This window comes from Pseudomonas sp. R4-15 (assembly GCF_055768815.1).
Genome location: NZ_CM147293.1, coordinates 2205855 through 2228041 on the forward strand (window position 1 = coordinate 2205855; position 22187 = coordinate 2228041).

Sequence of the window (22187 nt, forward strand, 5' to 3'; positions counted from 1 at the left end):
CGCTGAATTGTGCTGATTTCTACCGTGCTTCCGCACAATCTCGACAAGCGGTCGTTTCACGCAGGGCACACCCTAGGGCCTGTTCCCGTTTCATTCGCGAACCGCGTTGTCGCCAGAAATGGCCTGCGGTTAGGCGCAGGACGCAGCCAATGGCCACTCCCTTGGCAAGTCCTGCAGCGACAGCGCAGGCCATTTCTGGCACAACCCTACGGGCCGGTGCCTGTTTTGCCGTGATACGGCGTTACTCGTCTTGGACTTACCCCGGTAAGCCCTGCGACTCGTGCCTTGTCTCGCGGCAAAACAGGCACCGGCGCGGCCGTGAATGAAACGGGAACAGGCCCTGGAGCCTGTTGCCTTTTTCCCTATTCGAGGAGATTCCATGATCCACCTGTCCCTGGAAGACACGCGTCTGCTGGCCCTGCGCATCCTGTTGCACAACGGTTTTTCCCAGGCCCACGCCGAGGCGATCGCTGCGACGGTGACGGCAGGGCAGCGCGACGGTTGTGCTTCCCACGGCCTCTACCGGTTGCTCGGTTGCGTGAAGACCCTGCGTGCCGGCAAGGTCAGTGGCGAGGCGCTGCCTCAGGTGTTCGACCAGGCGCCCTCGATCGTCCGCGTGGATGCCGGCGGTGCGTTCTCCCAGTTGGCGTTCCAGGCCGGGCTGCCGTTGCTGCGCGACAAGGCCCGGGCCAATGGCCTGGCGGCGCTGGCAATCAACCATTGCGTGCATTTCTCCGCGTTGTGGGTCGAGATCGAGCAGTTGGCCGAGGCGGGCCTGGTCGCCCTGGCCTGCAACCCGACGCAGGCCTACGTCGCCCCGGCCGGCGGCAGTCGCCCGTTGCTCGGCACCAACCCGATCGCCTTCGGCTGGCCGCGTGCCGGGCAGCCTGCGTTCGTCTTCGACTTTGCCACCAGCGCCATCGCCCGGGGCGACATCGAACTGCACCGGCGTTCCGGCGAGCCGCTGCCCGAGGGCTGGGGCGTGGACGGCCAGGGGCAACCGAGCCTGGATGCGGCGACGGTGCTCGACGAGGGCGCGATGCTGACCTTCGGCGGGCACAAGGGCTCGGCGCTGTCGGTGATGATCGAGTTGCTCGCCGGGCCGCTGATCGGCGACCTGACCAGCGCTGAATCCTCGCGGCACGATGCCGGTGCCGGCGGCCTGCCGTATCACGGCGAGCTGTTGCTGGCGTTCGATCCGCGACGTTTTCTCGGTGACCAGGCCGACGCGCATCTTGCGCGGGCGGAGACTTTGTTCGCGTCGATCCAGGAGCAGGGCGCGCGGCTGCCGTCCCAGCGTCGCTATGCGGCGCGCCAGCGCAGTCTGGAGGAGGGCGTGTCGATTCCCGAGGCGTTGCACCACGATCTGCAAGCGCTGCTGGCCTGAAACGACGCGGCGCCCGGCCTCGGAAGAGGACGGGCGCCGCGTAGAGGTGCCGGGCGAGGCCCGGCGATGCCGATCAGAGCGCGTCGCGGCTGCTTTCGCCATCCACCAGACGGGCGATGCCCAGCGGGTTGGCATTTTTCAGCGGCTCGGGCAGCAGTGCATCCGGGCAGTTCTGGTAGCACACCGGACGCAGGAAGCGCTCGATCGCCAGGGTGCCTACGGAGGTGCCGCGGGCGTCCGAGGTCGCCGGGTAGGGACCGCCGTGGACCATCGCGTCGCACACTTCCACCCCGGTGGGGTAACCGTTGAACAGCACGCGGCCGGCCTTCTGCTCCAGCAGTGCGAGCAGCTCGCCGGCTTGCGCGGCGTCGCCGCCGTCGGCGATCAGGGTCGCGGTGAGCTGGCCGTGCAGGCCGTTCAGCGCGGCGCGAAGCTGCGCGCCGTCGGCCACTTCGATGACGATGGTGGTCGGGCCGAAGACCTCTTCCTGCAGCAGTTCGTCACCGTCGAGCAGCAGCGAAACGTCCGCCTGGAACAGCTGCGGCTTGGCCTGCCGGCCTTCCTGGGAGGCACCGGCCAGGTGCTTGACGCCCGGGTGACCGTTGAGCGCGGCCAGGCCCTTCTCGTAGCTCTTCAGGGTGCCGGCGTTGAGCATGGTCTGCGGCTGCTGCTCGGCCATCACCGCCGTGAAGCGCTCGAGGAAGGCGGTGAATTCCGGCGATTTCACGCCGACCACCAGGCCCGGGTTGGTGCAGAACTGACCGCAGCCCATGGTCACCGAGCCGGCCAGTTCGCTGGCGATGGTCTCGCCACGGGCTTTGAGGGCTTCGGGCAGCAGTACGACCGGGTTGATCGAGCTCATCTCGGCGAACACCGGGATCGGCTGCGGGCGCGCCGCGGCCATGTCGCACAGGGCGCGACCGCCCTTGAGCGAGCCGGTGAAGCCCACCGCCTGGATCGCCGGGTGCTTGACCAGCGCCTCGCCGACGCCGGAGCCGTAGATCATGTTGAACACGCCCTTGGGCATGTCGGTCTTCTCGGCGGCGCGGACGATGGCATCCGCCACGCCCTCGGCGGTGGCCATGTGGCCGCTGTGGGCCTTGAACACCACCGGGCAACCGGCGGCCAGCGCCGCGGCGGTGTCGCCACCGGCGGTGGAGAAGGCCAGAGGGAAGTTGGAGGCACCGAACACGCCCACCGGGCCGACGCCCAACTGGCACTGACGCAGGTCGACGCGCGGCAGCGGCTTGCGCTCGGGCAGCGCGCGGTCGATGCGCGCACCGTAGAAGTCGCCACGGCGCAGGACCTTGGCGAACAGGCGCATCTGCCCACTGGTACGGCCGCGCTCGCCCTGGATACGGGCGGCTGGCAGCGCGGTTTCCTGGCAGACCAGGGCGACGAAGTCGTCACCCAGGACGTCCAGTTCGTCGGCGATGGCGTCGAGGAACTCGGCGCGCTTGGCCGCCGGCAGGGCGCGGTAGGTGGAATAGGCGGACGCGGCGGCCTGGGCGGCGGCATCGACCTCTTCGATGGTGGCCTGGGCGAACGCGAAAGGCAGGGCTTCGCCGCTGCTGGCGTCGAAGCTTTTGACGGTAACGGAGCCGGCCGCGCTGCGTGCGCCGCCGATGTAGTTGTGGCCGAGAATGTCGGGCATGGGGGCTCCTGGACAGTTGAAGTAAACCGCCCACGCGAGGCGTGGGCGGATCGGGGAACTGAACATACGATGTCTGATGAGATAGGCATCATGGCTCAATTCTCGGCGTTTGTCTCGCCCTGGGCGCTATTCGTTGCCAAGCCCAGGGCAGCCCACGACGGGGGGCGCTCTTGCGCCGAGCGGTTACAGGCCGACGTCGGGGAGCGCCGGTCGTTCGGCCAGCGCCTTGGCCATGATCGCCTCGACGTGCGCGCGGTCGGCGCCCTGCAGCGGCAGACGCGGCGGGCGGGTCAGTTCGCCGCCGCGTCCGGCGATGGCTTCGCAGAGCTTGATGCACTGCACCAGGTCGGCGCGGGCATCCAGGTGCAGGATCGGCATCAACCACTGGTAGATCGGCAGGGCCTCGGCGTAACGCCCGGCCTTGCACAGGCGGAAGATCGTCTCGCCTTCCTTGGGGAACACGTTGGACATCCCCGAGACCCAGCCTTCGGCGCCAACGGCCAGGCTCTCCAGCACCACGTCGTCGAGGCCGGCGAAGAGGATGAAGCGGTCGCCCACGGCATTGCGCAGATCGGTGAAGCGGCGGGTATCGCCGGAGGAGTCCTTGAAGCAGACCACGTTGTCGCAGTCGGCCAGGGAGATGAGGATCTCCGGGGTGACGTCGTTCTTGTAGATCGGCGGGTTGTTGTAAACCATCAGCGGAACGTCGGCGTGCTTGGCGACGTAGCGGTAGTGTTCGGCGGTTTCAAAGGGCTTGGAACCGTAGACCAGCGCCGGCATCAGCATCACGCCATCGACGCCGACCTTGCGCACCGCGTTGGCGGTAGTGGCAGCGGCAACGCTGGTGAACTCCGCGACGCCACAGATCACCGGCACGCGACCTGCGGCGGCGTCCACCGCGACCTCGGTGACGGCGATCTTCTCCTCGGTGGTCAGCGAGGTGTTCTCGCCGACGCTGCCGCAGACCACCAGCCCCGATACGCCGTCGCGCACCACGTTGGAGATGACCTTGTGGGTCTCTTCCAGGTTGATCGAAAAATCGGCGTTGAACTGGGTGGTGACGGCGGGAAACACCCCGCTCCAATTGACGGCTTTGCTCATGAAACGCTCCCTGGCTGGATTGGCGAGATCGGATGACTGCATATAATTTCGTATACGATATTATATTTTGCAAGCAAAGAAAGGCGTTGAGCGGATAAAACCGCCCTCGATGCGCCTGAGCACGAGCGTGCTTGTCAGCGAGCGAGGTCTTCAGCGGGTCTCGCGGAACTGACTGGGTGTGAGTCCGGTGAGTGCGCGGAATTGGCGGGTGAAGGCGCTGTGGTCGGTATAGCCGCAGCGCAGCGCCACCTCGGTGATCGAGCCGCCCTCGATCAGCAGACGTGACGCTTCGTCCAGGCGCGCCTTGTGGATCATCTGCCGTGGTGTCAGTCCGAAGATGCGCTTGCAGTGCCGCTCCAGTTGCGCCACGGAGAGGCCGGCCACGGCGGTGAGCTCGGCCAGGTTCAGCGGCCTGGCGAAGTGCGTGCGGATATAGGCGTCGACCTTGGCGACCTTGCTGTAGGCCGGATGGCTTGCCTGGGGGGAGGGCAGGTCGCGGGAAATACCGGCCACGCCGATGATGCGCTCCTCGCGATCACGCACGGCGAGCTTGTGGGTCAGGCACCAGATCGGCTGGTTGCCGTAGTAAAGGTGCAGTTCGAGTTGGTTCGTGAGTTGCCGGCCGTCGGCCAGCACCCGTCGATCCTGAGCGGTGTAGAGCGGCCCGAAGCGTGCCGGGAAGACTTCCTCCGCGGTGCGCCCGAGCAGCTCGTGGCTGGCGCGAAAGCCGCAGCGCCGCGCCAGCGTCTGGTTCACCAGCGTGTAGCGCGCCTGGCTGTCCTTGACGAAGAACACCACGCCGGGCAGTGCGTCGAACAACGGCGCGATGAGCTGCAGGCCGGCGACGAAGCTGGCCAGGTCGGCGGGGCGCGTGGCGGGATCGAAGGGTAGCGACATGGTCGAGCACTGTAACCGAAGCCGCAACCGAACGCCGCATGGGCGATTTCCTCCAGCCGGGTCCAGACTGTCAGAACCTATCCGTGAAGGAGCGGGTCCAGACGACCTCTGGCTATCCAATCAGGAGACACGAGCGATGCCTGCCAAGAAGATCCTCATGCTCGTCGGCGACTACGCCGAAGACTACGAAACCATGGTGCCTTTCCAGGCGCTGCTGATGGTCGGTCACCAGGTCCATGCGGTCTGTCCGGACAAGAAGGCCGGGGACAAGGTGCGCACGGCGATCCACGACTTCGAAGGCGACCAGACCTACAGCGAAAAGCGTGGCCACGACTTCACCCTGAACTTCGACTTCGACGCGGTGCTTGCCGATGACTACGACGCCCTGCTGATCCCCGGCGGACGGGCGCCGGAATACCTGCGTCTGAACGCGCAGGTGTTGGCCTTGGTGCAGGCCATGGCAGCGGCCGGCAAGCCGATTGCGGCGGTGTGTCACGGGGCTCAGTTGCTGGCTGCCGCCGGAGTGCTGGAAGGACGGAGTTGCAGCGCCTACCCAGCATGCGCGCCGGAGGTACGCCTGGCCGGTGGCAGCTACGCAGAGATCGGCATCGACCAGGCGCACGTCGATGGCAACCTGGTCAGCGCGCCGGCCTGGCCTGCTCATCCCGCCTGGCTGGCGCGTTTCCTCGAGGTGCTGGGGACGCGTATCAGCCTTTGAGCCTTACAGCCTGAAGCGCGTCGGGGCGAACGGGGCCGGATCGATGTAGGGCGTCTGTCCCTCGATCATCTCGGCCAGCAGACGGCCGCTGGCCGGGCCCAGGGTGAAGCCCTGGTGGGCGTGGCCGAAGTGCATCCACAGGCCCTGGTCGCGCGGGGCCGCACCGATCACCGGCTTCATGTCCGGCAGGCAGGGGCGGGCGCCGCGCCAGGGGTCGAGCTCGACGGCAGGGCCCAGGTCGAAGAGTTCGGCGGCGGCGCGTTCGACCTTGAACAGTTGCCCGGGCGTGGCGCGCGCGTCGAGCGCGGCGAATTCGGCGCCGCTGGTCAGACGCAGGCCACGCTGCATCGGTGCGGCGATGTAGCCGCGCTCGGCATCGAGGATGGCCTGCTGCAGCGGCTCGCAGCGATAGTGACGGTGATAGCCGCGTTTGACGAACAGCGGTACGCGATAGCCGAACTTGGCCGCCAGACGCGCCGACCAGGGGCCGAGGGCGATCACCGCGTGCGCCGCATCGACGGGGCCTTCGTCGCTGTCGACCCGCCAGCTCGCGCCCTCCTGGCGCAGGCTGCCGGCGTCGCCACGCAGCAGGCGCCCACCGAGCTTCTGGTACAGCGCGGCATAGCGGCTGACCAGTTCGCCGGGGTTGCTTACGCTCCACGGCTGCGTCCAGTGGATGGCACCGGCGAGACCGCCGCGCAGGCCCGGCTCTGCGGCCGCCAGCTCACGGCCGTCGAGAATGCGCTGCTCCACGCCGAACGCGGTGTGGATGCGCGCGGCGTTGTTGCGGGCGCTGTCGAAGGCCGGATCGCTGCGATAGACCTCCAGCCAGCCCGAGCGACCGACCAGATCATCGGCGCCGGCTTCCTCGATCAGCGGGGCGTGCTCGCTCACGCAATGCTCGATCAGGCTGGCATAGGCTCGGGCGACGGCGGGGTAGCGGCTGGGCGCGGAATTCCACCAATAGCCCGCCAGGCGCGGTGCCAGGGCCGGCAGATCGCGCAGGTGGTAGTTGACGTCGAAACCGACGCCGCCGGCCACCCGCAGCAGGGTCCGCAGGTCGTGGGGGAAGGGATGGGGCTCGACGGCTTCGCGCTGGATCAGCCCGGCGTTGCCGTAGGAGGTCTCTCGTCCGGGCTGCCGGCGATCCAGCAGGACCACCGAGTGACCGCGCTTAACCAACTGCAGCGCCGTACAGACACCGATCATGCCTGCGCCCAGAACCATCACGTCCGCCATCGAACCTCTCCCCAGACCGTTGCAAAGAGCTGGCCGCGGGCCATCGGCCCGTTGCCGCGCGACACCATCCGTCATCGTCGGCGTGCTTGCAAGTGCGGCGTGTCTTAGGGCCTGTTGCCGTTTCATTCACGGCCGCGCCGCACCGGCCCTCCAGGCTGTGCCAGAAATGATCTGCGCCGTCGTTGCAGGCTTTGCCAAGGGAGTGACCATTGGCTGCAGGCTGCGCCTAGTCGCAGATCATTTCTGGCGAGAACGCGGGGCGGCCATCCGCGGCTCGCGAATGAAACGGCAACAGGCCCTAGTCGTCCTCGTCCAGGGCCAGCAGCGTGGCGATGCGCGCGGGCGCCAGAGGCGGCCTCGGCGCCGGCGGCTGCCAGCCATAAAGGACGCGTGCGGCGCTGCCGCAGACGCGCCCCTGGCAGGCGCCCATGCCGCAGCGGGTATGCAGCTTGGCCTTGCGCCAACCGGGGAAGTTGAGCAGTTGGCCGTGGCTCACGTCCTCGCAGCGGCAGACCAGGGTGTCGGCCCTTGGCAACTGGCGCAAGCCAGCGTCCAGGGCAAAATGCCGCGCCAGGGCCGTGGCAAAGGCTTGCCAGCGCCGGCGCCGTGGCCACAGCGCACGTGCGGCGGCGGTCTCTTCGACCGCCATGTACCCGGCGATCGCGCCTTCCGCGCGGGCCTTCTCGTTGCCACCGAAGCCGGTGCACTCGCCAGCGGCGTAGATGCCTTCCACGCTGCTCATCTGGTTCGGGTCGACCCACAGCGCCGCGTGCTCCAGGCGGCAGCCCAACGCCTGGCCGAGCTCCACGTTGGGCACCAGGCCGAAGCCGACGGCCAGGCGATCACAGGGGATGTCCTCTCGTTGCGCGCCGTTTTGCAGGCGTACGCCCTGCACGCGTCCGTCGCCATACGCCTCGACGACGTGCCAGCCGCTGCGATAGCGACGGTCGACCAGGGTCAGCGCCTGCACGGCTTTGCCTGGCCAGCGCCAGAGCCCGGCGGCGAAGCGCGCCAGCTCGCCCGGCGAGGCCTGTTCGGCGATGCGCAGCAGTCGAGCGCCAGCCTGGCGCGCGCTGGCGGCGCCGGCCAATAGCAGCGGGCCGCTGCCAGCCACCACGATGCGTTCGTCGGCAACCGGCAGGCCGCCTTTGATGAGGGCCTGCAGGCCGCCGGCACCCGTCACGCCGGGCAAGGTCCAGCCGGGGAACGGCAGCAGCAGCTCGCGAGCACCATTGCAGAGGATCAGGCGCCCGTATTCGGCGATCCAGCCGCGGGTCTCGTCTTCGAGCAGGAGGCGTCCCGGGCCTGCCGGCGCGATGACACGGGTGGACCGGCTCAGATGAACGTTGCTTTGCCCGAGCAACTGCTCGCGCAGGCGCAGCACAGGGCGTGGCAGGTTGGCAGCGGGGCCGTCGCGCCAGATCTGTCCGCCGAGGGTGGGGTTGTCGTCCACCAGCAGGATGCTGGCGCCGCTCGGCGCGGCGGCGAGCGCGGCGGCGATACCGGCCGGGCCGGCACCGATGATCAGCAGATCATGGCGACTGTTCACGGGCGGCTCTCCACCTGCATGCCCTCGCGGCAAAGGGTCTGGCAGGCCAGGCGTAGCTGGCCATCGATCTGTACCCGGCACTCCTGGCAGATGCCCATGCCGCAGGTGGGTGCCCGCCGCTCGCCACGCACCGAGGTACGTGCGCTGCCGTCACCGGCCAGTGCCAGGGCGGCGGCGACGCTGGTGCCCTCAGCCACCTGCAGCGGCTGGCCGTCGATGCGCAGTTCAGGCATGCGGGTGTTCTCCCAAGTAGCGCCGGGGTGCGTAGGGGGCGGCCGGCAGCGGGGGTGTTTCGCCGAACAGCCCGGCGACGATCAGGTCGGCGGTAGCCGGTGCGGCGGTCACTCCCAGACCCTCGTGCCCCACCGCCAGCCACAGGCCGGGTCGGCCCGGGTGCTCGCCGATGATCGGCTGGCCATCCGGCGTCGCCGCGCGAAAGCCGGTCCAGGTGCGGATGGCGTTGAGCGCCGCCAGCGATGGCATGTAGTCCACCGCGCGGCGGAGCATGCGCCCCAGGAGTCGAGGTTCGATGGCAGGATCGACGGTATCGAATTGGCGTGAGGTGCCGATGAACAGTTGGCCGGTGGGGCGCGGCTGGATATTCAGCGCCACCGAGGGGCCGCTGGCATTGTGCACGCTGCTCAGGTAGGCCAGTTCGGTGAGGGTGTGGTTCACCCGGCCGGGGTAGCGATCGGTGATCAGCAGATGGCCTTTCTTCGGCGCGATGGGCAGTTCCTCGCAGAGCTCCGGCGCCTGGATGCCGTTCGCCAGGAGCACCTGTCCCGCTTCCAGCCACTGCCCATCCGCCAGGCGCACGCGGGGTTCCTCGAGGGTCGTCACCTGGGCGCAGCGACGCTCGATACGCGGATGCTCGAGCAGCCAGGCGGCGACCAGAGGCGCATAGACGATGCCGTCGCCGGGCAGGCGCAGGGCGCCGCGCAGGCCTTCGCGCAGTGCCGGTTCGTGGTGGCGCAGGGCGTTGCCATCGAGCATCTGCGCCTGCTCGTCGGCAGCCTGCAGGGCGGCGCACTTGCGCTCCGCCGCGGCCAGTTCGGCGTCGTTGGCAGCCAGCCAGAGGGTACCGTTGGCGCGGTAGGCGCAGCCCTCGGGCAGTCCGGGCCCCAACGCCCGCCAGCGGCGCAGCGAATGCTGACTGAGCGCGAATTCGGCAGGGTCGTCGTCGAGCACCAGCAGGTGCCCCATGCCAGCGGCGGTGGCACCGTGCAGGCCGGCGTCCAGCACCAGAACCCGCAGCCCGCGATCGGCCAGCGCGCGGGCGCAGAAGGCGCCGACGATCCCCGCACCGATCACCAGAATATCGGCGCAGCGTTGGCTCATGGGCGAATGCCCCAGGCGAAGGGGTCGTCATCCTCGATCAAGAGGGTCGCCTCGCTGCTCAGGTGCGCGCGACCACGGAGGGTCGGCACGATGCGACCGTTATCGAGGGGTTCGAAGCTGGCCTCGAACTGGCTGCCGATGACGCTTGCCTGGCGCCAGATCTGACCGGCGGCGAGTTTGCCGTCCGCCGCCAGGCAGGCCAGTTTGGCGCTGGTGCCGGTGCCGCACGGCGAGCGGTCGTAGGCCTTGCCGGGGCAGAGGACGAAGTTGCGCGAGTCGGCCTGGTCGTCCTCGGCGAACAACTCGATGTGATCGATCACGCCGCCATCCTCGCCGCGAATGCCCTGCTCGAGCAGCGCCTGTTGCACCGCCGCCGAATAGGCGGTGAGCGTCTCCAGGTTGTCGCCGGCGATACGCTGAGCGTGCTCGGCGATCAGGAAGAACCAGTTGCCGCCCCAGGCGATGTCGCCACAGACCTCGCCATGGCCGGGTACCTGCAGCCGTACGTCCTTGCGATAGCGGTAGGCGGGGACGTTGCGCACGCTGACCGAGCGATCCTCGTGCAGGGTCGCCTCGACGCAGCCGACCGGCGTTTCGATACGATGTACGCCCGGCCCGATGCGCCCCAGGTACGCCAGGGAAACCACCAGGCCGATGGTGCCGTGGCCGCACATGCCGAGGTAGCCGGTGTTGTTGAAGAAGATCACCCCGGCACAGGCCGTAGGGTCCTGCGGCGGGCATAGCAGGGCGCCGACCAGTACGTCGCTGCCGCGTGGCTCGAGCACGCTGGCGGTGCGCCAGGCGTCGTAGCGCTCGGCGAGCAGCGCACGGCGTTCGGCCATGCTGCCGTTGCCCAGGTCGGGGAAGCCCTCGAGCACCAGGCGGGTGGGTTCGCCGCCGGTGTGCGAGTCGAGGATGCGGATGCGCTGCATGGGTGAGTCCTGTCGGCTGGTCGTTGCCTACAGGATGCGAGTGCCGGGGCTCGTCGGCTTGAGCGATTTCGTCGTCCGTCGATGACGAAATCGGCACAGCTCGGATGCCCTCAGGATGCCGCTGAGCGTCCCGGCAGATGCGCGTAGAGACTCTCGCAGACGCCGTCGATGTGCTGCACGATCAGCTCCGCGGCGCCCTCGGCATCGCCGGCGCGGCAGGCGGCGATGATCGCTCGGTGTTCCTCGTCCGCCCGCTGCTTGCCGGCGGACAGCGACATCTGCAGGCGCAGGTAGCGTTCGAGCTTGTCGTGGATGGAGCGAATCAGGTCGACCAGGAAGGGACGCTGTGCCGGGGCATAGAGGCAGGCGTGCAATTGCCAGTTGAGGGCCGCCCAGCGACCGATGTCTTCCTCGCCGAGGAAGGCGGCGCAGATGCGCTCGGCCTCGGCGAAGGTGTCCTCGGTCATGTTCGGCACCGCCAGGCGGATCGCCTGTGCCTCGAGCAGCACCCGGACTTCGAACATCTGTGCCAGTTCCGGCTCGGAAATCCGCGTGACCACGGCGCCCTTGTGGCGCTGGAAGGCGACCAGGCCCTCGGCCTCCAGGCGCTTCAAGGCTTCGCGCACGGGGATCTTGCTGACGTTGAAGGCGCGGGCGATGTCGTCCTGGCGAATCGGCTGCTCTTCAGCCAGACGCCCGGAGATGATCGCTTCGCGCAGGTGCTTGGCGATCACTTCGGAGGCGGAGGGGAGTTGGCCCAGGTTGGGCGCATCGAGGGCGGCGAGGGACAAGAAGGCAGACTCGGTCGTGGGCGTTGATCAGGCCTGTAGGGTATACGAAATCCGCAGCCTCAACGTCCACCGAGAATGCCGGCCACCAGCTGCGGCTTGCAGTTGATGTAGGGCGAGGTCTTCAGCCACTGTCGGTCGGGGTAGTAGGAAAACATGAATTGCCCGCCCTTGAGGCTGTCCACCACCATCTTGGCGACTTCCGGGCGTACCGCCGGGCAGCCCTGACTGCGACCGATGCGCCCCTGGGAGTTGATCCAGGCGGGGTTCACGTAGTCGGCGGGATGGATGACGATGGCGCGCTCGCGGGCGCGGTCGTTGATGCCGGGTTCCAGGCCGTCCATGCGCAGCGAGTAGCCGTGCTTGCCGCTGTAGCTTTCGGCGGTGCGGAACAGACCAAGGCTGGACTGGTGGCTACCCTCCACATTGGAGAAACGCGTGGCGTAGTTGTCGCCGGAACCATTGCCGTGGGCCACGTAGTCGCGCAGCAGCAGGCGGCGCGTGGAGAGGTCGAATATCCACAGACGCCGCTCGCTGGAGGGCAGGGAAAAGTCGACGATGGCCAGGCGCCGGGCGCTCGCCGCGCCATTGTGGATAGCGCATTGCATGGCGGCCACGGCATGCCCGAGGATGGCGCGGTCCAGGTTCGGCGCCGCACTGGAGAGGCTTTCGGTCAATGGATCGATGGGAAGCGGTACGGCCGGCGCAAGGGCAGGCAGGTACAGGCAGGCAGCCAGGAGCAGCCGCCTGGCGGTCTTGGAATTCATTCTGTAAAACGCCCCCACGCAAAAAAACAGGAAAAGGATCTGTTGTCGTTCGGCCCTTAAGCGACGTGACGCCGCAACCTTTACCGCCCAAGCGGGTCGGCATGAAAGTGGGCCATTCTAGCAAGTGATTTCGGAAAGGGAGCTGCAGGTTGTCTAAAAAATGCACGATTCTGACGTGGGTACTTGTCTTCTCGCCGCTCGCCTGGGCCGAGGTGCCGGCCGATCCGATCGAACCGGCGGCGCAGGCCGTGATGCAGCAACTGCAGGCCGCTCGGCCGAGCTGCCTGGCCGCGCAGGCGACGGTGCCGCCGCTGCAATGGCAGCGCCTGCGCACCTTCTACGAGAAACGTCACTACCAACCGGCCTGGGATGGCGATCGGGCTCGGGCGCTGTTCGAGCAACTGCAGGCGCTGGGTGACGACGGCTTGCAACCCGAGGATTACCTGCTCAGCGGCTTGCGGCAGCTGTGGAGCGAGGCAAAACCCTCGCCGCGGCTGCAGGCCTGCAACGACGTACTGGCCAGCTATGCCTACCTGGAGGCGCTGCAGGACCTGGGGCGTGGCCGCCTCGATCCGGCGAACGTCGAGCCGATCTGGTACGCCGAGGGCAGCGAGCCGGTCCCGGACCAGGGCACCTTGCTCGCCCTGGCCGCCGAGGGACTGGCCGATCCGGCGGCCGCCTTCGACCAGGTGCGTCCCCACTTCGCCCTCTATCGGGGACTGCGCCAGGCCTACGCGGGCCTGCGCCGCGAACAGTCGCCGGCCTGGTTGCCGGTGCCGGGCGGGGAGCTGCTGCGTCCCGGTGCGGTGGATGGCCGCGTGCCGCTGCTGATCGAGCGACTACGTGACGAAGGCTTCCTCGACGCCGGCGTCGTTTCCTCCGGGAATCTTTACGACGACGCCCTGGTGGCGGCGGTGAAGGCTTATCAGCGTCGCCACCTGCTCAACGACGACGGAGTCCTTGGCCCGGCCACCCTGGGCGAGTTGAACCGTACGCCGGCGCAACGCATGGACCAGGTGCGGGTGAATCTCGAGCGCATGCGCTGGATCGCCCACGAAGTCCCGAGCGATGGCGTGCTGGTGGATATCGCCGGCGCGCAGGTCTCCGTCTACCGCGGTGGCGAGCGGACTTGGCAGGCGCGGGTGCAGGTAGGGCGGCCGTCGCGGGAGACGCCGATCCTCAAGTCACGTATCACCCACCTGACGTTGAATCCGACCTGGACGGTGCCCCCGACCATCCTGCGCGAGGACAAGCTGCCGGAGCTGCGCCGCGACGCGGCGGGCTACCTGGCCGCCAACCATATGCAGGTGATCGATTACCAGGGCCATCCGGTGGACCCGGCGAGCGTCGACTGGATGCGCCCGGGCGCGTTGCTGGTGCGCCAGTCGGCCGGGCCGCACAACGCGCTGGGGCGCGTGGCGGTTCGTTTCCCCAATCCGTTCCTGGTGTATCTGCACGACACTCCCAGCCAGCGTCTGTTCGATCGCCTGCCGCGCACCTTCAGCTCCGGCTGCGTGCGGGTGGAGAACGTCTCGCAACTGGTGGACCAACTGCTGGCCGACGCCACCCCGGCGCAACGCGAGCGCATCCAGGCGCGCTGGGCCAGTGGCGAGACGCGCCGTGCCGACCTGCCCAAGCCGATTCCGATCCTGCTGGCGTATTGGACCGCGCAGGTGGATGCGGATGGTCAGCTCAACTTCCGTCCGGATCTCTACGGTCACGATGGGAAGATCCTGGCCGCGTTGAACAAGGCCTCGCAGGACCTGCGCTCCCAGGCCATCGAACTCCCGCCGCAGGACGGGCCGGTCTAGACATTCAAAGGGCAAGTTGTCGGCACAAAAAAACCGGAACCCAAGAAGAGGGTTCCGGTTTTTCGTTTTGGCCCAGCGCTCGCTTAGCTGCGGATCAGGTGGTCGAAGGCGGACAACGACGCCTTGGCCCCTTCGCCGATGGCGATGACGATCTGCTTGTACGGCACGGTGGTCACGTCGCCGGCAGCGAACACGCCCGGCACGCTGGTCTCGCCGCGGGCGTCGATGATGATCTCACCGAAGCGCGACAGCTCGATGGTACCTTTGAGCCAGTCGCTGTTGGGCAACAGGCCGATCTGCACGAAGATGCCGTCCAGCGCGATCTCGCTGAGCTGGTCGGTGGTGCGATCCTTGTAGACCAGGCCGGTGACCTTCTGCCCGTCGCCTTTGACTTCGGTGGTCTGGGCGCTCTTGATCACGGTGACGTTGGGCAGGCTGTACAGCTTGTTCTGCAGCACGGCGTCGGCACGCAGGGTGTCGGCGAACTCCAGCAGGGTGACGTGGCTGACCAACCCGGCCAGGTCGATGGCCGCTTCGACGCCGGAGTTGCCGCCGCCGATCACCGCGACCGGCTTGCCCTTGAACAGCGGGCCGTCGCAGTGCGGGCAGAAGCACACGCCCTTGGCCTTGTACTCCTGCTCGCCGGGCACGCCCATTTCACGCCAGCGGGCGCCGGTGGCGAGGATCACGGTCTTGGCGCGCAGCGCCGCACCGCTCTCGAAGCGCACTTCGTGCAGGCCGCCGGGGGTGTTCGCCGGGACCAGCTCGCTGGCGCGCTGCAGGGTCATTAGGTCCACTTCGTACTGTTTCACGTGCTCTTCCAGCGCGCGCACCAGTTTCGGCCCTTCGGTCTCCTGCACCGAGATGAAGTTCTCGATGGCCATGGTGTCGAGCACCTGGCCGCCGAAACGTTCGGCGGCGATGCCGGTACGGATGCCCTTGCGTGCGGCGTAGATGGCCGCCGAGGCGCCCGCCGGGCCACCACCGACCACCAGCACATCGAAGGCTTCCTTGGCGTTGAGCTTGATTGCATCGCGGGCAGCGGCGCCGGTATCGAGCTTGGCGAGGATTTCCTCGACGCCCATGCGGCCCTGGCCGAAGGGTTCGCCATTGAGGTACAGGCTGGGCACCGACATCACCTGGCGCAGCTCGACCTCGTTCTGGAACAGCGCACCGTCGATGGCGACGTGGCGGATGTTGGGGTTGAGCACCGCCATCAGGTTCAGCGCCTGGACCACGTCCGGGCAGTTCTGGCAGGACAGCGAGAAGTAGGTCTCGAAGTTGTATTCGCCTTCGATGGCCTTGATCTGCGCGATGGTGTCCTCGTCCAGCTTGGACGGGTGGCCGCCGACCTGCAGCAGCGCCAGCACCAGCGAGGTGAACTCGTGGCCCAGGGGGATGCCGGCGAAACGCAGGGAAATGTTCTCGCCTGGGCGGTTCAGGGCGAAGGACGGACGGCGGGTGTCGTCGCCATCGGTCTTGAGGGTGATCTTGTCGGTCAGGCCGACGATTTCCTGGAGCAGTTCCAGCATCTCGCGGGATTTGTCGCTGTCATTGAGGGACGCGACGATCTCGAACGGCAGGGTGACCCGTTCCAGGTAGGTCTTCAACTGGGCTTTAAGATTGGCGTCCAACATGACGGCAGCTTCCTTAGAGTCTGAATTTCGGAAACGACAACGCCCGGACGCATCGCGCCCGGGCGTCGGGCACTGGTGAAAGTTCAATCAGCAGTGCAAGGCAACGGAAGCATCGTGGGGCGCGGTCTGTGCCGCGCCCGAGCGTTCCTTAGATCTTGCCGACCAGGTCCAGGGACGGAGCCAGGGTAGCTTCGCCTTCCTTCCACTTGGCCGGGCAGACTTCGCCCGGGTGGGAGGCGACGTACTGAGCAGCCTTGACCTTGCGCAGCAGGTCGGAAGCGTCACGGCCGATGCCTTCAGCGGTGATTTCCACAGCCTGGATCACGCCTTCCGGGTCAACGATGAAGGTGCCGCGGTTGGCCAGGCCCTGGCCCGGACGCAGTACTTCGAAGTTGTTGGAGATTTCCCAGGTCGGGTCGCCCAGCATGGTGTACTTGATCTTGCCGATGGTTTCGGAAGCGTCGTGCCAGGCTTTGTGGGTGAAGTGGGTGTCGGTGGAGACGGAGTAGATTTCCACGCCCAGCTTCTGGAACTCTTCGTAATGGTCGGCTACGTCGCCCAGCTCGGTGGGGCAAACGAAGGTGAAGTCGGCCGGGTAGAAGAAGAAGACAGACCACTTGCCTTTGACGTCAGCGTCAGTCACTTCGATGAACTTGCCATCCTTGAAAGCCTGAGCGGTGAAAGGCTTGATCTGGGTGTTGATGACGGACATGTGCAACTCCTTAGCGGGTTGGGTTTTGAAATCTGGGTATAACCTTACCGGCTCAAGGGTGTTGAGCAAAATTGATTGAAAGCATCAACACCATTGGCTCGCTCTATCTTAGGGCCTGCGTCTTAGCCGGATCGTTAAATGTGGTGCCGACTGGCGATTTTGCAAGGGCATCATCCCTCTGCGGGATGACGAAATGAAAAGGCTATGTCAGCGCTAACGGTCGCACGCCCTGTAGGCGGGAATTCATTCGTAAATTTCGCGGATAAACCTGCTCCTGCAAAAGCCGAATGGGCAGGACCAACAGCTCATGCAGACAGAGCCTTGGGATAAAAGGCGGAGTCGTCCGCTCCCCCTCTCCCACGAGGGGAGGGGCTATTTCTGTCCAAACCGGCAGCCTGGGTACAAGTCAGAGCAGCGTTATCACGCAGACAACGCCTCAGAGCGCGCCGCTAATCCTCGATCTCGCGCAAACCCTCCCTCTACCCTCGCGGGAGAGGGTCGGGGAGTGTCCAAACCGGCAACATGGGTAACAAACGAGACCGGGAGGATGGGTTACACAAGTTACGGTGTGAGCAGGAGGTGCTGCCCATGCCCTGGAAAGAGACTTGTGTAATGGATTTGAAGGTAAAGCTGATTGCCGACTGGCTAAGCGCCCGGTACTCGATTAGTGAGCTCGCCGTGGGCTATGGGCTGAGCCGCAAGACCGTCTATAAATGGATCGAGCGCTATCAGCGCGCGGGAGCCGAGGGTCTGATGGAGCGCTCTAAAGCCCCTCACTGCTGCCCGCATGCGGTAAATCCGCAGGTGGCTGAGCAGATCGTAGCCGTCAAGAAAGAGCATCCCAGCTTTGGTCCCAAGAAGGTGATGGACCTGTTGCGCCGCGAGCGGCCTGGCCACGATTGGCCGGCGGACAGTACCGCCGGTGAGGTGCTCAAGTCTGCTGGGCTGGTCAAACAGCGGCGCTATCGTAGGCCCTATCCAGCGGCGCCCGAGCCCTTCGAGCTAGGCCGCAGCAACAATGCGTTGTGGAGCGCGGACTACAAAGGTCAGTACGTTACGCAGGGCGGGCACTGGTGCTATCCCTTGACGGTGACGGACAACGCCAGCCGTTTCCTGCTTGGCTGCCATGCCGTGCAGGCCCCTGATTACGCGCAGGCCAAGCCAATCTTCGAATGGGTTTTCCATGAGTATGGCTTGCCCGAGGGGCTCTTGACCGACAACGGCTCCCCCTTTGCCAGTCGAGGCGCGGGAGGCCTGACGCGCTTGTCGAAGTGGTGGGTTGAACTAGGCATCCGAGTGCATCGCACCCAGCCGGGCACGCCGACGCAAAATGCTCGTCATGAGCGCATGCATGGATCACTCAATCGGGCTATCGGTGATCAGCTGCGTGGAACGTCGGCGCTCGCTCAACAGGCAGCATTAGCCGCATTTCGCAAGGAGTTCAATGAGCACCGTAGCCATGAAGGCTTGGACAGATATACGCCAGCGAGCCTATATCAAGCCTCGCTGCGCCGGTATTCGCCAGTGCAGCGGCCTGTCGAGTACAACGAGGACCAGCAGGTACGCAACGTTCGACAAAACGGTGAGATCAAGTGCAAAGGCCGCCTCGTTTACATCAGCGAGCTGCTAGCCCAGCATCGTGTGGGGTTACGTGAAGTCGATGATGGACGCCTGGAGGTGCGTTATAGCTTTCACCTGCTGGGTTACATCAACCTGCAGACTTCACGATTGGAGCCCGCATCCCAATGGCATGCGAGGGGAAAGGTGTAACCCATGCTGCCGGTTTAATTTGTTACCTATGCTCCGGTTGCACAGAGAGGGGGAGCCACGGCTGCCCTGCAGGGTGTGCAACGTTTATCGCAGACGTAGCCAACGAAAACGGCCCCGAAGGGCCGTGGGCAGAGCAGGGTGAAATCAACCACCGAGGTAGGCGTCGCGCACCTTGGGGTCGTGCAGCAGTTCTTCGCCGCTGCCGCGCATGACGATCCGACCGTTCTCCAGCACGTAGCCGCGATCGGCGAGCTTGAGCGCCTGGTTGGCGTTCTGCTCGACGAGGAATACGGTCACGCCGTCCCTGCGCAATTGCTCGATGATCTCGAAGATCTGCTGGATGACGATCGGCGCCAGGCCCAGGGAGGGTTCGTCGAGCAGCAGCAGGCGCGGCTGGCTCATCAGTGCGCGGCCGATGGCGAGCATCTGCTGCTCGCCGCCGGACATGGTGCCGGCGCGCTGGAGGAAGCGTTCCTTGAGCCGTGGGAACAGGTGCAGGACCTTGTCCATTTGCTCCTGGAAGGCGGCCTTTTCGGTGAAGAAACCGCCCATGGCGAGGTTTTCCTCGACGGTCAGGCGGGCGAACACGCGGCGTCCCTCGGGGACGACGGCGATGCTCTTGCGCATGATCTGCGGGGTTTCCAGGCCGACCAGTTCCTCACCCTCGAAGCGGATGCTGCCGCTGGCCGCCCGCGGGGTGCCGCAGAGGGTCATCAGCAGGGTCGACTTGCCGGCGCCGTTGGCGCCGATCAGGGTGACGATCTCGCCCTTGCGCACCTCGACGTCGACGTCGTGCAGCGCCTGGATCTTGCCGTAGAAGGTGGAGACGTTCTCGAAGTACAGCATCGCTTACGCTTCCCCCAGGTAGGCTTTGATCACGTCCGGGTTCGCGCGGATCTGCTCCGGTACGCCGTCGGCCAGGGGCGTGCCCTGGTTGATCACGAAGATGTGGTCGGAAATGCTCATCACTAGGTGCATGTCGTGCTCGATCAGCAGCACGGTGACGCCGTGCTCGTCCCGCAGCATGCCGATCAGTTGCTTGAGGTCCTCGGTCTCGCGCGGGTTGAGGCCAGCGGCCGGCTCGTCGAGCATCAGGATGCGCGGCCGGGTCATCATGCAGCGGGCGATTTCCAGACGCCGTTGCTGGCCGTAGGCGAGGGTGCCGGCGGGACGGTTGGCCACGTCCAGCAGGTTGACCCGCTCCAGCCAGTGGGCCGCGAGGTCCATCGCCTCGGCTTCGCTGCGGCGAAACGCGGGGGTCTTGAACAGGCCGGCGAGGAAGTTGGTGTTGAGGTGCCGGTGCTGGGCGATCAGCAGGTTTTCCACCGCCGTCATGTCCTTGAACAGACGCACGTTCTGGAAGGTGCGCACCACGCCCTTGCGGGCGATCTTGTGGCCCGGCAGGCCCTCGATCTGCTCGCCGTCCAGGCGGATGCTGCCCGAGGTGGGCTTGTAGAAACCGGTCAGGCAGTTGAACACGGTGGTCTTGCCGGCGCCGTTCGGGCCGATCATCGACACCACCTGTTTTTCTGCCACGTTGAGGGCCACCCCGTTGACGGCCAGCAGGCCGCCGAAACGCATGGACAGCCCGCTCACTTCGAGAAGGGGGCGGCTCATCGCTTCAACTCCAGGTGGGGGCGCTGCATGGGCAACAGGCCCTGCGGACGCCAGATCATCATCAGCACCATCAGGGCGCCGAACATCAGCATGCGGTACTCGCTGAACTCGCGCATCAGCTCGGGCAGCAGGATCATCACGATGGCGGCGAGGATCACCCCCAGTTGCGAGCCCATGCCACCGAGCACGACGATGGCGAGGATGATCGCCGACTCGATGAAGGTGAAGGATTCCGGCGTCACCAGGCCCTGGCGGGCGGCGAAGAAGCTGCCGGCGAAACCGGCGAAGCAGGCACCCAGGGTGAAGGCGGAGAGCTTGATCGCGGTGGGGTTCAGACCCAGCGCGCGGCAGGCGATCTCGTCTTCGCGCAGCGCTTCCCAGGCGCGCCCGATGGGCATGCGCAGCAAGCGGTTGATGACGAACAGGGTCAGCAGTACCAGCAGCAGGGCGATCAGGTAGAGGAAGATCACCTTGTTGATCGAGTTGTAGGGCAGGCCGAAGAACTCGTGGAAGGTCTGCATGCCCTCGGCGGCGCGACGATCGAAGGACAGGCCGAAGAGGGTCGGCTTCTCGATGTTGCTGATGCCGTTGGGGCCGCCGGTGATGCTGGTGAGGTTACGCAGCAGGATGCGGATGATCTCGCCAAAGCCCAGGGTGACGATCGCCAGGTAGTCGCCGCGCAGGCGCAGCACCGGGAAACCGAGCAGGAAGCCGAACAACGCAGCCATGGCGCCGGCGATGGGCAGGCAGATCCAGAAGCCCAGGCCGTAGTAGCTCGACAGCAGCGCATAGCTGTAGGCGCCGACGGCGTAGAAGCCGACGTAGCCCAGATCGAGCAGGCCGGCGAGGCCGACGACGATGTTCAGGCCCAGGCCGAGCATCACGTAGATGAGGATCAGCGTGGCGATGTCCACCGCGCCGCGCGAGCCGAAGAATGGCCAGGCCAGGGCGAGCACGATCAGCGCCAGCAGCCCCCAGCGTTGGGTCGACGGCAGGGTGAGGAAGCCCCCCGCACCGGCCGGTACGCTGGGCAGGCTGGTGTGCTTGGCCCAGCCGGCGGGCAGGCGGTGGCGCAGCAATTGCCAGACGAACATGCCCACCGCGCAGGCGGCGATGATCCACAGGGTGCTGGCGCTGGCGCCATGCACTTCGAGCTGGATGCCGACGGTGGTCAGTTTGAGACCGAGTACCGGGTAGGCGACGGCGAGCACCAGCAGGGCGCTGAAAAAGGCGTATTTGAAGCGTGCGGCGGTCATACCTTCTCCACCTCCGGACGGCCGAGGATGCCGGTGGGGCGGAACAGCAGCACCAGGACCAGCAGGCTGAAGGCCACCACGTCCTTGTACTGGTCGCCGAAGACGTCGGCGCCGAAGGCTTCGGCGACGCCCAGCAGCAGGCCGCCGAGCATGGCGCCGGGAATGCTACCGATGCCGCCAAGCACCGCGGCGGTGAACGCCTTGATGCCGGCGAGGAAGCCCAGGTGCGGGTTGATCACGCCGTATTGCAGACCCAGCAGCACCGCGGCGACGGCGGCCAGCGCGGCGCCGATGACGAAGGTCAGGGAAATGATGTTGTTGGTGTTGATGCCCAGCAGGTTGGCCATCTTGATGTCTTCGGCGCAGGCGCGGCAGGCGCGTCCCAGGCGCGAGCGGGAGATGAACAGCGTGAGTCCGAGCATGGCCAGGAAGGTGACCACGAAGATCAGGATCTGCATGTAGGAGATGATCACGCCATCGTCACCGATGACGATGTTGCCGGGGATCAGGTTGGGGATCGCCTTGTCCTTGGAATCCTGTGCCAGCAGCACTTCGTTCTGCAGGAAGATCGACATGCCGATCGCCGAGATCAGCGGGATCAACCGGTTGCTGCCGCGCAGCGGACGGTAGGCGATGCGCTCGATGCTGTAGCCGTAGGCGCTGGTGACGATCACCGCGGCGGCGAAACCGCCGATCAGCACCACCGGCAGGCTGTGGATGCCGAACATGGCCAGGCCGGCGATGACGATGAAGGTCACGTAGGACCCGATCATGTACACCTCGCCGTGGGCGAAGTTGATCATGCCGATGATGCCGTAGACCATCGTGTAGCCGATGGCGATCAGGGCATAGGTGCTACCGACCGTGAGGCCGTTCACCAATTGCTGTAGGTAGTGATAGAGCTCGGGCATACCTGACTCCTGGGCCTGCCGCCACGCCGACTCGGCGTTGCGGGGTCCGTGGAACTGCACTGTTGCTTCGCGCCAGCGAAGGCGGGCGGAGGCGGGGTTTCAA

At 66.4% G+C, this 22187-nt stretch carries 20 protein-coding genes; 4 read left to right on the forward strand and 16 right to left on the reverse strand.

Features of this window, described 5'->3' with window-relative positions; all coding sequences use genetic code 11:
- Positions 1-379 precede the first annotated feature (379 nt).
- Entirely contained in the window at positions 380-1387 is a 1008-nt protein-coding gene (locus tag ACYRGX_RS10525) for an Ldh family oxidoreductase (protein ID WP_473056506.1), read from the forward strand.
- Positions 1388-1460: 73 nt separating this feature from the next.
- Here the strand turns inward: ACYRGX_RS10525 and ACYRGX_RS10530 are convergent, their stop codons facing one another.
- From ACYRGX_RS10530 to ACYRGX_RS10540, 3 genes are all read right to left on the reverse strand, one after another.
- On the reverse strand, positions 1461-3041 hold the full coding sequence (locus ACYRGX_RS10530) for an aldehyde dehydrogenase (NADP(+)) (protein WP_473056507.1): 1581 nt from the start codon (positions 3039-3041) through the stop codon (positions 1461-1463).
- A gap of 183 nt (positions 3042-3224) precedes the next feature.
- The gene (locus tag ACYRGX_RS10535; protein WP_473056508.1) at positions 3225-4142 is read right to left on the reverse strand and encodes a dihydrodipicolinate synthase family protein; all 918 of its coding nucleotides are present in this window, start codon (positions 4140-4142) and stop codon (positions 3225-3227) included.
- Positions 4143-4292: 150 nt separating this feature from the next.
- On the reverse strand, positions 4293-5039 hold the full coding sequence (locus tag ACYRGX_RS10540; RefSeq protein ID WP_473056509.1) for an AraC family transcriptional regulator: 747 nt from the start codon (positions 5037-5039) through the stop codon (positions 4293-4295).
- Positions 5040-5175: 136 nt separating this feature from the next.
- Between ACYRGX_RS10540 and ACYRGX_RS10545 the strand changes: the two genes are divergently transcribed.
- The gene (locus tag ACYRGX_RS10545; RefSeq protein ID WP_473056510.1) at positions 5176-5757 is read left to right on the forward strand and encodes a DJ-1/PfpI family protein; all 582 of its coding nucleotides are present in this window, start codon (positions 5176-5178) and stop codon (positions 5755-5757) included.
- Between the two features lie 3 nt (positions 5758-5760).
- Here ACYRGX_RS10545 and ACYRGX_RS10550 read toward each other — a convergent pair whose 3' ends face one another.
- From ACYRGX_RS10550 to ACYRGX_RS10580, 7 genes are all read right to left on the reverse strand, one after another.
- A complete protein-coding gene (locus ACYRGX_RS10550) occupies positions 5761-6996 on the reverse strand; it encodes an NAD(P)/FAD-dependent oxidoreductase (protein WP_473056511.1) in 1236 nt (411 codons plus the stop codon).
- 298 nt (positions 6997-7294) lie between these two features.
- The gene (locus ACYRGX_RS10555; RefSeq protein WP_473056512.1) at positions 7295-8545 is read right to left on the reverse strand and encodes an FAD-dependent oxidoreductase; all 1251 of its coding nucleotides are present in this window, start codon (positions 8543-8545) and stop codon (positions 7295-7297) included.
- Positions 8542-8778 carry a 2Fe-2S iron-sulfur cluster-binding protein gene (locus ACYRGX_RS10560; RefSeq protein ID WP_473056513.1) on the reverse strand — a complete coding sequence of 79 codons (237 nt, stop codon included), beginning with the start codon at positions 8776-8778 and terminating at the stop codon, positions 8542-8544. The genes ACYRGX_RS10555 and ACYRGX_RS10560 overlap by 4 nt, the downstream gene beginning before the upstream one ends.
- Positions 8771-9883 carry an NAD(P)/FAD-dependent oxidoreductase gene (locus ACYRGX_RS10565; RefSeq protein WP_473056514.1) on the reverse strand — a complete coding sequence of 371 codons (1113 nt, stop codon included), beginning with the start codon at positions 9881-9883 and terminating at the stop codon, positions 8771-8773. The genes ACYRGX_RS10560 and ACYRGX_RS10565 overlap by 8 nt, the downstream gene beginning before the upstream one ends.
- Complete coding sequence (locus ACYRGX_RS10570) at positions 9880-10815, reverse strand: 4-hydroxyproline epimerase (protein WP_473056515.1); 936 nt, start codon at positions 10813-10815, stop codon at positions 9880-9882. The genes ACYRGX_RS10565 and ACYRGX_RS10570 overlap by 4 nt, the downstream gene beginning before the upstream one ends.
- 110 nt (positions 10816-10925) lie before the next feature.
- On the reverse strand, positions 10926-11606 hold the full coding sequence (locus ACYRGX_RS10575; RefSeq protein WP_473056516.1) for a GntR family transcriptional regulator: 681 nt from the start codon (positions 11604-11606) through the stop codon (positions 10926-10928).
- Positions 11607-11665: 59 nt separating this feature from the next.
- The gene (locus ACYRGX_RS10580) at positions 11666-12370 is read right to left on the reverse strand and encodes a murein L,D-transpeptidase catalytic domain family protein (protein WP_473056517.1); all 705 of its coding nucleotides are present in this window, start codon (positions 12368-12370) and stop codon (positions 11666-11668) included.
- Positions 12371-12621: 251 nt separating this feature from the next.
- Between ACYRGX_RS10580 and ACYRGX_RS10585 the strand changes: the two genes are divergently transcribed.
- Entirely contained in the window at positions 12622-14181 is a 1560-nt protein-coding gene (locus ACYRGX_RS10585) for a L,D-transpeptidase family protein (RefSeq protein WP_473056518.1), read from the forward strand.
- 83 nt (positions 14182-14264) lie between these two features.
- Here the strand turns inward: ACYRGX_RS10585 and ahpF are convergent, their stop codons facing one another.
- Together ahpF and ahpC are read right to left on the reverse strand one after the other, a co-directional pair.
- On the reverse strand, positions 14265-15818 hold the full coding sequence (gene ahpF, locus ACYRGX_RS10590) for an alkyl hydroperoxide reductase subunit F (protein ID WP_473056519.1): 1554 nt from the start codon (positions 15816-15818) through the stop codon (positions 14265-14267).
- A 148-nt stretch (positions 15819-15966) separates the two neighbouring features.
- A complete protein-coding gene (ahpC, locus tag ACYRGX_RS10595; RefSeq protein WP_473056520.1) occupies positions 15967-16530 on the reverse strand; it encodes an alkyl hydroperoxide reductase subunit C in 564 nt (187 codons plus the stop codon).
- A 612-nt stretch (positions 16531-17142) separates the two neighbouring features.
- Here ahpC and ACYRGX_RS10600 point away from each other — a divergent pair.
- Positions 17143-18300: an integrase core domain-containing protein gene (locus ACYRGX_RS10600; RefSeq protein ID WP_473053455.1), complete on the forward strand. Its 1158-nt coding sequence runs from the start codon at positions 17143-17145 to the stop codon at positions 18298-18300.
- A gap of 144 nt (positions 18301-18444) precedes the next feature.
- Here the strand turns inward: ACYRGX_RS10600 and ACYRGX_RS10605 are convergent, their stop codons facing one another.
- The 4 genes from ACYRGX_RS10605 to livH are packed head-to-tail and all read right to left on the reverse strand — an operon-like array spanning position 18445 to position 22084.
- On the reverse strand, positions 18445-19146 hold the full coding sequence (locus tag ACYRGX_RS10605; protein ID WP_473056521.1) for an ABC transporter ATP-binding protein: 702 nt from the start codon (positions 19144-19146) through the stop codon (positions 18445-18447).
- 3 nt (positions 19147-19149) lie between these two features.
- On the reverse strand, positions 19150-19917 hold the full coding sequence (gene livG / locus ACYRGX_RS10610) for a high-affinity branched-chain amino acid ABC transporter ATP-binding protein LivG (RefSeq protein ID WP_473056522.1): 768 nt from the start codon (positions 19915-19917) through the stop codon (positions 19150-19152).
- Positions 19914-21173: a high-affinity branched-chain amino acid ABC transporter permease LivM gene (locus ACYRGX_RS10615; protein WP_473056523.1), complete on the reverse strand. Its 1260-nt coding sequence runs from the start codon at positions 21171-21173 to the stop codon at positions 19914-19916. The genes livG and ACYRGX_RS10615 overlap by 4 nt, the downstream gene beginning before the upstream one ends.
- Positions 21170-22084, reverse strand: a complete 915-nt coding sequence (livH, locus tag ACYRGX_RS10620; RefSeq protein WP_473056524.1) for a high-affinity branched-chain amino acid ABC transporter permease LivH — start codon at positions 22082-22084, stop codon at positions 21170-21172. The genes ACYRGX_RS10615 and livH overlap by 4 nt, the downstream gene beginning before the upstream one ends.
- Positions 22085-22187 lie beyond the last annotated feature (103 nt).